Origin of the sequence: Streptomyces sp. NPDC001750, assembly GCF_042892615.1 — a bacterium.
GTDB lineage: Bacteria > Actinomycetota > Actinomycetes > Streptomycetales > Streptomycetaceae > Streptomyces.
Genome location: NZ_JBIAUE010000069.1, coordinates 1 through 9375 on the forward strand (window position 1 = coordinate 1; position 9375 = coordinate 9375).

General features: G+C 67.7%; 10 protein-coding genes and 1 pseudogene. 2 read left to right on the top strand and 9 right to left on the bottom strand.

The genetic code is table 11. The annotated features are described in order from the left end of the window. The first annotated feature begins 191 nt into the window (after nt 1-191). On the top strand, nt 192-1340 hold the full coding sequence (locus ACFYY6_RS37935) for a PQQ-binding-like beta-propeller repeat protein (RefSeq protein WP_386610800.1): 1149 nt from the start codon (nt 192-194) through the stop codon (nt 1338-1340). Nucleotides 1341-1428: 88 nt separating this feature from the next. Here ACFYY6_RS37935 and ACFYY6_RS37940 read toward each other — a convergent pair whose 3' ends face one another. From ACFYY6_RS37940 to ACFYY6_RS37975, 8 genes are all read right to left on the bottom strand, one after another. Next, entirely contained in the window at nt 1429-2283 is an 855-nt protein-coding gene (locus tag ACFYY6_RS37940; protein ID WP_386610798.1) for an IS5 family transposase, read from the bottom strand. Nucleotides 2284-2399: 116 nt separating this feature from the next. Further along, nucleotides 2400-2705, bottom strand: a complete 306-nt coding sequence (locus ACFYY6_RS37945; protein WP_386610796.1) for a hypothetical protein — start codon at nt 2703-2705, stop codon at nt 2400-2402. After that, nucleotides 2698-3063 carry a sensor histidine kinase gene (locus tag ACFYY6_RS37950; protein ID WP_386610794.1) on the bottom strand — a complete coding sequence of 122 codons (366 nt, stop codon included), beginning with the start codon at nt 3061-3063 and terminating at the stop codon, nt 2698-2700. The genes ACFYY6_RS37945 and ACFYY6_RS37950 overlap by 8 nt, the downstream gene beginning before the upstream one ends. 426 nt (nt 3064-3489) lie before the next feature. Continuing rightward, complete coding sequence (locus ACFYY6_RS37955; RefSeq protein ID WP_386610792.1) at nt 3490-4842, bottom strand: erythromycin esterase family protein; 1353 nt, start codon at nt 4840-4842, stop codon at nt 3490-3492. Between the two features lie 312 nt (nt 4843-5154). After that, nucleotides 5155-5721, bottom strand: a complete 567-nt coding sequence (locus ACFYY6_RS37960; RefSeq protein ID WP_388653833.1) for a helicase HerA domain-containing protein — start codon at nt 5719-5721, stop codon at nt 5155-5157. 715 nt (nt 5722-6436) lie between these two features. Further along, entirely contained in the window at nt 6437-6748 is a 312-nt protein-coding gene (locus tag ACFYY6_RS37965; protein ID WP_386610788.1) for an integrase, read from the bottom strand. Nucleotides 6749-7089: 341 nt separating this feature from the next. Then, nucleotides 7090-7470, bottom strand: coding sequence for a hypothetical protein (locus ACFYY6_RS37970; protein ID WP_389197713.1), 381 nt, complete (start codon nt 7468-7470; stop codon nt 7090-7092). Next, nucleotides 7467-7724: a hypothetical protein gene (locus tag ACFYY6_RS37975; protein WP_351521721.1), complete on the bottom strand. Its 258-nt coding sequence runs from the start codon at nt 7722-7724 to the stop codon at nt 7467-7469. Before ACFYY6_RS37975 ends, ACFYY6_RS37970 begins: the two co-directional genes overlap by 4 nt. Nucleotides 7725-8172: 448 nt before the next feature. Here ACFYY6_RS37975 and ACFYY6_RS37980 point away from each other — a divergent pair. Beyond that, nucleotides 8173-8541 (top strand): annotated as a pseudogene (locus ACFYY6_RS37980) (transposase); the annotation flags it as partial. A 19-nt stretch (nt 8542-8560) separates the two neighbouring features. Here ACFYY6_RS37980 and ACFYY6_RS37985 read toward each other — a convergent pair. Next, nucleotides 8561-9172: an inositol monophosphatase family protein gene (locus ACFYY6_RS37985; RefSeq protein ID WP_388653838.1), complete on the bottom strand. Its 612-nt coding sequence runs from the start codon at nt 9170-9172 to the stop codon at nt 8561-8563. Nucleotides 9173-9375: the final 203 nt, after the last annotated feature.

Here is a 9375-nt window from a genome sequence, read left to right on the forward strand (position 1 = left end):
AGATACGACAAACGAGGCTACGTCTACCTCGGCACCGCCACCGCAGCAGCACTCGTCATCTGGCTTCGCACATGATCGACCGGACAAGTCCTAGGCGGAGGCTGCGGGAAGAACATCGGCGCAGTGGTGTCGCGCACCCAAATTCGCCGCACGAGAACTGACCACACGTGATAGCCAGGAGATGAGGGGCGATGACGAGTTCAACGGCGATGCTGCAGGGCGGGCCGACCCGGAACGGGGTCTACTCCGAGGGGACAGTCCCCCAGGATTTCCGGACCTGGCAGTTCCGGGCCGGAAGACACAAGGCCCTTCTGTCGCCGACCGTCTGTGACGGCACGGTGTACGTCTGCTCCCAGGACGGCGTCTGCTACGCACTGTCCGCTGTGACGGGAACCGTGCGCTGGAGCACCGCGACCGGAGAGCGGATGGGCTACACCTCTCCCGTGGTCAGTGACGGCGTTGTCTGTGTCACCGACGAAATAGGGACGCTGTACGCGCTCGGTGCCGAGGACGGTCAGGAGCACTGGCGCTACCGCCGTGGCAGTCCGGTACGACTGGTGGCTGACAACGGTGTGGTGTACGGGGTGGACTCCGCCTGGTTGTACAACCGCGGTGCCAACCCTTCGACTTTGTTCGCGTTGGACCTCGGCAGCGGTGAATTGCTCTGGAGAACCGACGTCTTCGACCGTTCCTTGACCCATCCTGCCCTCGCCGACGGACGGATCTTCCGCACCAGTGAAGTCGGCGACCTGACCGCATTCGACGCCGCCACGGGCGACCGCCTGTGGCGGGCAAAGAGCGGCAGCGATTTGGTGTATGCGTCCAATACCCCGTGCGTCGGGGACGGGGTTGTCTACGCCGCCGTCCAGTCGACGCTGTTCGCGTATGCCGCGGAAGACGGCGAGGTCCTGTGGGCCCGGGCATACGAGGGACTCATTGAGGAATGTGTCTCGGTTCTGGGCGATACTGTGTACTTCGGCACGAAAAGGCCACCGTACTCCCGGACGCGCAGGGCGGCCTCCTACGCCGTCGACGCGGCCAGCGGCGAAATCCGCTGGCAGTCGACCAACCCCAATGGCGCCTCGGCTGTCGCCCTCAGCGGCACCTCGGGCTGGGTTATCTCCGGCCGGGACATGAATTACCTGTATGCCATCGATCTAGCCACCGGCATCCGGCGTTGGAAGCGACACTTGGGCTCCAGAGGCGGCACCGTCCCCGTCCTTTGGAACGGCATCGCCTTTTTCTCGACCCACCTGGACAGACTGAACGCCATCGACGCGCGGACCGGACAGATACCGTCCCGGTTCGCACCCTTTTCTCATGTCGTGGGTGGTCGGTGACTGGGGCCGTGAGTTGGCGCTGGGACAGTGGTCTTCCCGGGGGTGGGGCGGGTCAGGGGCAAGGAGAGCACGCTGTCCTTGGAGCCGGTCAGTCACGGACCAGTTCGCGGGGTGCCGGCGGTCCGTTCCTGCGGGAGCTTCGGCGGGTGAGGCGCCTGGTCATGATGGTGATCGCCGCCCAGGTGATCAGTGATTCCGAGTGCTGGATGAGGCGTTCGTAGTCGCGTGCGTGCTGGCGAGCGTGCATGATCCAGGCAAGCGAGCGTTCGACGACCCAGCGACGGGGCAGGACGACGAACCCGCTGGCGTCCTTCGGCCGGCTGACCGTCTTCACGGTCAGACCCAGCCGGGACTTCGACCAGGTCACGAGCTGTCCGGCGTAGGCGGAGTCGGCCCAGACGATCGTGATCTCGGGGTGCATCAGCCGCAGCCGGAACAAGACCTCCTTGGCCGCGTCGCGGTCGGTCATGTCGGCCGGGGTGACCATCACGAACAGCGGCAGGCCCTTGGTGTCCACGACCAGGTGCCGCTTGCGCCCGTTGATCCTCTCCGCGCCGTCATAGCCGCGCGAGTCGCGCCCGACGGTCTCCGCGGCCCGGACCGACTGGGAGTCGATCACCGTGGCGACCGCTCCCGGTGCCCGGCCCATCTCGCGGCGGACGCGCCTGCGCAGCTGGTCGCGGATCTGCCCGACCACCCCACAAGCGGCCCAGCGGGCCATGAAGCCGTAACAGGTGCGCCAGGGCGGGAAGTTCTTGGGCAGGGCCCTCCACTTGCAGCCGGTGTCGACGACGTAGCGGATCGCGTCGACGATTTCGCGCCGGGAGTGCTTCTCCGGACGTCCCCCCGTCGGGGTCTCGCAGGCCGGGGGCGGCAGCAGGGCCTCGATGAGGACCCATTCGTCGTCGAAGGTGTCGGACGGATAGCAGCGCGACCTGCCCATCCAGGAACCTCCCCTCACGAAGTACAGGGGTGGGGGCCGGCCGCGAAGCGGCCGGTGAGGCACCGTCGCCTCAGTCCGAGTCAAGGTCGGCATGCTCCAGGCGGATCGGCCGTTGTCTACAAGGCGGCAACGTATGCCCACAGACCCGCGATGACGCTGCTCACCGTGGCGAGCACCAGCATGAGGCATCCACCACTGCTGCCACCGCTCGGCCTGCCACGCACTTCCAATTTTTCAAGCGCCTGGATGCGCCGCTGGCGCGCAGGACCGGGCGGCATGTCCTTGATCTCGGCCACTTCCTCAGGGTGCTCGGTGGCCGAGTGGTAGTGGATCTCCTCTGCGCCAGCCTGTTCCTCCCCCTCATCGAACCAGTCGGTGGTGTATCCGCACCGACCGCACCGGAAGCGTCCTTGCTCAGCCACGGTCTCGCCCCTTCCCCGACGACGAGTCGTCAGATCGCGTGATAGGCATGCAGGCCCGGGCCGATGCACGGCCTGGGCCCGCACCGTTGTACGCCGGAGCGCAGCAGTGCGACAAGACCGAGGCATGAGCCGTTTCGGCAGGGCTGGTGCCGCGCCGGAACGGCTGGAACAGGTCGTCCACGTCGTCGGTTGTCACGGCAGGCCCGGTGTTGTGCACCTCGATGCTGCTGCGGGCAGCGGTGCGGGTCGTGGTGATCCGGATGGAGCCGCCGGGGTGGTTGTGGCGTACGGCGTTGGACACAAGGTTGTGGACGAGCTGGCCGAGCAGCACTGCGTCGCCGGTCTGCTTCCTCTTCATTCACTCCGACGAACCAGGGCCCCTGATGTCCGCGCAGACGCGGGTTTTCGCACCTGGTGTTACCGTGGCGCGCCGTACGGAGGTGATGCTGGAGGGGCCATCGTCCGCGCCCCACACACCCGGTAGGAGAGGATCCCCGCATGTCTGTATCCACGGCCACCTGGCGCGCGTACCGTGAGGTGACGTCCCGCCGGGAGGACCAGACCCGCCTTTTCCAGCCGGCCCCTGGTCCCGTGGATGGGCCCACTGACATCTCGGCCATCGCCTCGGCCACGGTCTCCCGGACGGATCCGCAGTCGCTCAGGCATCTCCCGAGAGGAACTGGGCTCAACTCTGTTTCCACTGGTCAGCGGCACGGCGAGCGGATGGCGTGGCGGTCGCCACGCACGGCGGGGAGGCTTCGGGCAGCTCGTAGGGGTTGGGCCGTCACCGCTTCAGCTTGTCGGCCTCCCGGACCTCGTGGAGGTGGATGAGGACGTCGAAGGACTTGGCGATCGCAGTGTCGCGCGGCTCCTCGGGGAACTGCGTGCCGACGTTGAGCGTGGGCCGGGCGGTGTTCAGCCAGGCGCGCACGGGGGCCGGGGCGTTGCGGGCGTCGAGGTAGAAGTTCCGGTAGCGGACCTTGTCGAGGGTGGCCTCGTTTGAGCCGGGCTTGGCGGCGGGGACGGTGAACTTCTTCCACTCGCCGCCCAGCGCGGCGTCCTTCGACAGGAAGGAGCCCTGGTTGAAGGTGAAGCCGATGGGGAGGTAGTTCTTGCCCATGGTGTCGCGCAGGAACGATCCCTGCGTCTTGGAGTACGCCTCGGGATTGCTGGCGACGTAGGCGACGTGGTCGTTGTGGGCGGACAACAGCACCTTCTGGCCGGTGCGCCGCTGCCACCAGGAGACGTTCTGGGCCATCACCTCGTCACGGAAGCGCTGGGCAGCGGCGTTCGACTCCGGGTCCTCGGGGTTGAGGGTGAGGAACTTGGTGGTCTGGGCGATGGAGCGGGCGTTCTGCTCGGCCCAGTCGAACGCGTCGCCGCCGGAGCCCTTCAGACCGCTGATCAGCTCCAGGGCCCGCTGTGCCTGAGTGGCGAGCCGTTGGCGTTCCACGAGCGGCTTCTTCAGATAGGCGAAGACGTCATCGATCGGGCGCAGTCCGGTGTAGAGCTTGTTGAGTTGCGGCAGCGTCCCCGGGTGGTTCTGCTTCACATAGTCGGTGACCCGGCCGAAGAACGCGTCGCTCACCGCGGGGGCGCCGATGTCGTCACCCATGAAGTGGGCCATGCGGTCTGGGTGGTTGCGGTTGTAGTTGCGCATCCACTTGATGAGGCTGACGAACTCCTCACGGTCCCACGGCGAGTTGGCGAGCGTCTCCTTGGCGATCTGTCGGGCCTCGCCCTTGCCGGTGTGGACATACTCGTCGATCTGGAGGCCCGCGGACCAGCTCACCTCCAGGGCGAAGGTGGTGAACCCTTTCTCCTCGACCAGGTAGCGGAAGACCCGCTCCTTCATGGCGAAGAACTCGTGCGAGCCGTGGGTGGCCTCGCCGAGGCCGACCACCTTGGCGTCGCCGATCATCGCTCCGAGGGCCCGAAGGTCGGTCGTGTTCCGACCGGGTTCGGTCGATCGCAGCGGGTGGGCCGCCTGCTCCAGTGCGCGGACCGGGTTCCGCTTTGCGCCGACCGTGTCAGCCGGGGCGGCCTGAGCCGCCCCGGGGACGAGGACCGCCCCCATCGCGAACGCCGCCGTCGCCAGCAGTCCCCGTCGACTGGTGTACTTCCGCTGCGTAGCCACGCTCTCTGCCCCTCAACTTGCTTACAGCAAACTGAGATGGATCATCGCCCGCGACCCACTTCCCGCGCAGTAGTGGCAGCTCCCAAGCCTTTCGGGGGATACCCCCCGCTGGGAGGGGGGTGTAGCGGACGAGGATGCGGGTGGCGAAGTTCTCGCGCATCTCCGGGCTGCCGATGGCGCGGGCGGTGGCGGACTGGGCGACCAGGAGGACGTGGAGGCGGACCTGGCGGCCCATGAAGAGGATCTCGGCGAGCGCGTCGACGGCCGGGAACTCTTCGGGTCGCCGGACTCGCGGATCCTCGCCCAGTACCGCTAGAGCTGCGCCATGGTCGCGTTGACCTCTTCGAGGAGGATCACGAGCCTCGGTCCGACCCGCCACGGCTCGCGCTCGAGGATGTCGTCGGCCGGCTGCTCCGCGAGGCGGATCCTGTGCCGGCCTTCCTGTGCAAGGTGGATCAGGGCGTCGTGGATCTCGGCGATGTCGAGGCAGTAGGTGACGCCGGGCACCCCGCGGGCCCAGGTGTGGGAGATCCGCTTGTAGTCCAGGACGAAGGCGTGCGCGCCGTTGTGGACGAACTGGCAGCAGATGGTGCGCATGATGGTCGACTTGCCGCGGCCGGATCGTGCGGGGATCAGGACGTGCGGAATGTCCGCGTCGAGGTCGGCGGAGATCTTCTTCTTGCTCGCCCCGAGGCCGATCAGCGGGGCGGACTCGGGCATCTTCGTGAGGAGCTCGCGCACGCCGGGGTCGGACAGGCGCAGCGTCTTGGGCGGGGTCTGGCGTTTCTTGACGATGGCGTGGGTGTCCTTGCTGGCACGGCGCCAGGTGAAGGAGACGTTCTCCAGGGCGAGTTGCTTGACGATGAGGTCGGCGACCAAGTCTTCGTTGAATCGCAGATGCCCCCGCGGTGTCGATGCGTATCTCCGTGTCGTCGGAGAAATTGCGCGGGTCGGTGAGCTCCGACATGCCCAGCGGCTTGGCGATCACCTCATGCATGGCGAGGGCGGTGTCGCGGTTCTCCCACAGGGACTGAAGGGACCGAGCTCTGGCATCGGGCTCCCGGACGAGGCGATAGCCGCCCTCTGCGACCGCGGCCCCGAGCGCGGTTCGGGCAGTGAGGCGCCGCCAGCCGGCCCGATACGAACGGCGTCGAACACGGCCTCCGGTGCCCGGCAGGACGCGGGTGCTCGCACGCCAGAACGTCGCGTCGGTGCCTTTCATCCCGTCGAGGTCGCGGCTGGCCAGGATGCCGCCCCCGGCCGCGAGGGTATCGGTGGTCTCCTCCACCCGCTGCCCTTGCCGAAGTCGCCGAGGTCCGGCCGCCAGTTTCGGATGTCCAGCTTGAGCGTCTCGGTCATGCGCGTCCCGACCCGCCGCCGCAGCGAAGCGACCATGTAGTCCCGGGCGGTGGGCAGGAACTTCCTCGCCCGCCCAGAGGCTCCCGCCACCCGCTGAACACATGGTTCGCCTCCGCCTCCGAGGGCGGAATCCGCTGTGTTCCGTACTCGCTCTTCGCCGGACGGTTGAACTCGTCGATCAGCTGCACCAGCACGTGACCGGTCAGCGCGTGGATGTCGCCCTGGTAGCGGGCGATCAGGAGATCGAAGAACTGCGCGAGCGTCCCGCCTTGCTGTGGACCGTGCTGTGCGCGAGCCGCTTGGCCTTATGCTGATCCGCGAAGAACCGGTCAGCGTCCTCCGGACCCGTGGTCCGTACCGGGCGGCCGAGGAATCGCGCGAACTCGAAGATCGCCCGCCGGTCGTCGGCGATGGAACTGTCCGCCATCCCGGCGCGGACGCCTGCGAGCAGGAACTGGTCAACCAGCTCCTGCTCGAAGTCCTCGTGCTCCTGTACCGCCGCCAGTCGCCGCGAGGTACCGACCGACCGGACGACCGCAGGCGTCATCGACGCCTCAACTCACTGCGAACGACATGCATCATGGAAGTGACAGAAAGTCAGGAATTTCGACGGAACGCCGAAGCCTCCAAGCGATCGAGTGAACCCCCACATATCAGTGCCGCAGGTCAGAAGAGAACCGCTGGCAAAGAAAGAACTCACGGGAGTCCCGACAGCGTACGGCGGCTTCGCCTCCTACGTGGACATCGCCCACTTCATGGCCGGCCGACCACTCGACACCCCCTCGCCCGTGCGGTGAACCGACGGCGAAGAACCCACCCGTGAACACTGGCGAAACCTGACCATCACCCGGCACTGCCACCTTTTACGACACCCTCTGGCACACAGGGTCAGGGCGTGAGGTCCAGGATGCGGACCGGCTCGTCCTTCCACCGATCCGGCGCGGTGGTCGCGATGACCGCCCCGTCGGGGCGATCCGGGGTGGGCTGAGCCGCGTACTGGCTGTGCGCCGCCGCCCACGTCTCCTGCTGCGCCACCGCCAAAGCCGCGGCCAGATCCAGATCCAGGACCGTGATGCCGGGCAGGGCGGCCAGGTGCTCCGCTGTACCGGGCCGGGACCGGTCAGCCTCGACGAGGGCACACGCCGGGGCATACAGGAACCAGCCGGCCTCGGCGTGGGCCCGGTGGATGAGCCGGGAGGCGAGAACGTTGCCCCGGCCGACCGCGGTCATCGCCGTATCGTCCAAGACGATGTGCAGGGCTTCGCTCACCGGGCCGTCACCTGCGCCAGGCGCCGGTCCAGCTCACTGTCCAGGTCGTCCTGCTCGGAATGGGTGGGGGCGTACCCGTTCCACTCCCGCAACGCCGCGCTGGCCTTCTCCGCACGCTCGGCCCGCTCAGCCGGAGTCAGCAGCGTCTGAGCGAGACGGGCCAGGTACGCACGCAGCGACAGACCCTCCGCTGCCGCGATCGCAGCGAGCCGCTCCTTGGCTTCCTCAGGAATACGGACATTGGCATCGGACATCATCATGCTCCTTCCCATCCCACCAGGGTACGGGTACGTACCCGTACCCGTCACGGCCAGGTGGTCCGGGGCGCCGGCCATCCCCACAGAGGTCCCTGGGTGACCCTCCAGCAGACTCCGGGCCTTGCGGAGACCCAAGGCGCTGCACCCTGAGCACCGCGCGAAGCCAACAGCTGGTCGGTCTGGCGGCTGACCAGCCAGGCCGACGCATCGGAGGCAGACTGCGCGGTGCCTCGCCAGTAGAGCGGTCAGTGGACGTCATGACTCCAGTTCCACATCACGGCCCGGACCCGAGCTCGGTGGGCAGAGGACTTCCCCACCATCCGGGACGCTGTGCGCGGGCCGACCGTGCACCAGCGGGTGCACCCGCGCCACCTGAGTGACCAGTCCTTCCCCATCGAGTTGATCGCCGCTATGGCGCAGGAGGCCGAGAAGGTCCTAGCCGCTGCCGCGCACCCGGCCCGACGCCGTCGCCTGCGCCTGCGCCTGCGCCTGCGCCTGCGCCTGCGCCTGCGACAAGGCATATTCCTCCCGCCGCAACCACGCCTACCTGTGCAGCCGGGGGATCAAGGGGGTCATCCCGGAGAAGGCTGACCAGGCGGCCAACCCCAAGAAGAGGGGCCGTCGCGGCGGTCGGCCTGTAGCCCACGACGCCGAGCTCTACCGGGAGCGCAACACGGTGGAACGTCTGATCAACAAGTTGAAGGCGTGGCGCGGGATCGCCACCCGATACGACAAGACCCCCGAGAGCTATCTCGCGGCACTCCACCTTCGCGGCGCGGTCATCTGGCTCCGCAGCCTCCGCTCCTCCGATTGATCACGGCCTTGCGCAGGCCCTACTCCCCATCGGTGAGGGCCTGCCAGTCGCGACTGCGCGGCAAGTCCTTCACCAACTGCAAGAACTCCTCATGCAGCTGACCGTTGGTGCCCAGCACCGACATGTCGCCCTGCAGCACGGACGCCCCGCCCAGGTCGGTCACCCGGCCGCCTGCCTCCGTGACGATGACCGGTATCGGAGCCACGTCCTCGTAACCCATCGGCGGACCGGCAATCACGCCGGCATCGGCCCACCCCGTCACCAGGGCCGCGATCATGCCCGTCGAAGGCATGAGGAAGACCCGACGGCGGAGAGCGGAAAGGAGCTCCTCCGGCCAGCCCGCCGGGTTGTGCATCAGCGTCCTCGCCCCGCCCAGGGCGGCCCGCTCCGAGACGTGCGCGCGGCGGCCCGACCGCAGGTCCGGGTCCGGCCCCGGCAACACCCAGCAGCCCAGACCGCGGCCCGCCACCACCATCTGCTGCCTCAGCGGCATGTTGATCACGCCGATGGCCGGACCGCACTCGTCCTCGTAGGCGAGATCGTTCGTGAACAGCGGCACCCAGTGGGTGAAGTAGGTGGTGCCGTTGATGGGGTCGATGATCCATCGACATCCCGATGACCCGCTGGTCACGCCTCCTCGCCGAAGATTCCATCGTCCGGCACCTGGCGACCCAGATGCCAGGTGTGCGTGAGGGCGTCACGATGCCGCCGGAAGCGGACACCTCCACGCCCGGCAAGGACGCTACTGAACTTGATTGAGTGATGTCGGGCTATCGGCCTGACAGTTGAGCGCCAGGTCCGGTAGTTCTGGTTGGGTGAGATACGCGCAGGGCG